The following is a 1,097-nucleotide window of genomic DNA, read 5'->3' on the forward strand; positions in this document are numbered from 1 at the left end:
ATGGCGGTTCCGGGCATTGCCTCGACGTTGCTCCTTAACGTCATCCTCGCCTGGAACGAATCCTTCTGGACCATCCGGCTGACGACCACCAATGCAGCCCCGCTGACGGCCTTCATCGCCTCCTTCTCAAGCCCGCAGGGGCTGTTCTGGGCAAAACTTTCGGCCGCCTCGATGATGGCGATCGCCCCCATTCTCGTCATCGGCTGGTTCTCGCAGAAACAACTCGTGCGTGGCCTGACCTTTGGCGCCGTGAAATAAGGAACGACAATAATGGGCAGCATTTCCCTTCAGAACGTGTCCAAGCTCTTCGGTGAGGCGAAAGTCATCCCGTCGATCGATCTCGATATCAACGACGGCGAGTTCGTCGTCTTCGTCGGCCCGTCCGGCTGCGGCAAGTCCACGCTGCTGCGCCTCATCGCCGGGCTCGAAGACGTCTCCGGCGGCAAGATCGTCATCGACGGCAACGACGCCACCGAAAAGGCCCCGGCCGAGCGCGGCCTTGCCATGGTGTTCCAGTCCTATGCGCTTTATCCGCATATGAGTGTCAGAAACAACATCGCCTTCCCGCTGAAGATGGCCAAGCTCGACAAGGCCGTCATCGATAAAAAGGTCGATGATGCCGCCCGCATCCTCAATCTCACCGATTATCTCGAGCGCCGGCCCTCGCAACTATCAGGCGGCCAGCGCCAGCGTGTCGCCATCGGCCGCGCCATCGTGCGCGAACCGAAGGCGTTTCTGTTCGACGAACCGCTCTCCAACCTCGATGCGGCGCTGCGCGGCACCATGCGGCTGGAAATCTCCGAGCTGCACAATACGCTGAAGACGACGATGATCTACGTCACCCACGACCAGGTGGAGGCGATGACCATGGCCGACAAGATCGTCGTCTTGAACCGCGGCAATATCGAGCAGGTCGGCTCACCGATGGAGCTTTACCGCTCCCCCGCCAACCTCTTCGTCGCCGGCTTCATCGGCTCGCCACGCATGAACCTGGTGACCGGCGATTACGCCCGCAGCAAGGGCGCCACCACCGCCGGTGTGCGGCCCGAGCACCTGAAGCTGTCGAAGGACAGCGGCCTGTGGCAGGGCAAGGTCAC

The 1,097-nt window shown here is 61.7% G+C and carries 1 protein-coding gene and 1 pseudogene; both read left to right on the forward strand.

Annotation, left to right across the window (positions count from 1 at the left end; genetic code table 11):
- Positions 1-258, forward strand: a pseudogene (locus tag OK142_RS25210) (carbohydrate ABC transporter permease); the annotation flags it as partial.
- A 12-nt stretch (positions 259-270) separates the two neighbouring features.
- Positions 271-1,097 (forward strand): ABC transporter ATP-binding protein (locus OK142_RS25215; protein ID WP_498685724.1); only part of this gene is annotated, 827 nt, incomplete at its 3' end.

Source organism: Agrobacterium sp. BT-220-3 (genome assembly GCF_025910175.1).
GTDB lineage: Bacteria > Pseudomonadota > Alphaproteobacteria > Rhizobiales > Rhizobiaceae > Agrobacterium > Agrobacterium oryzihabitans.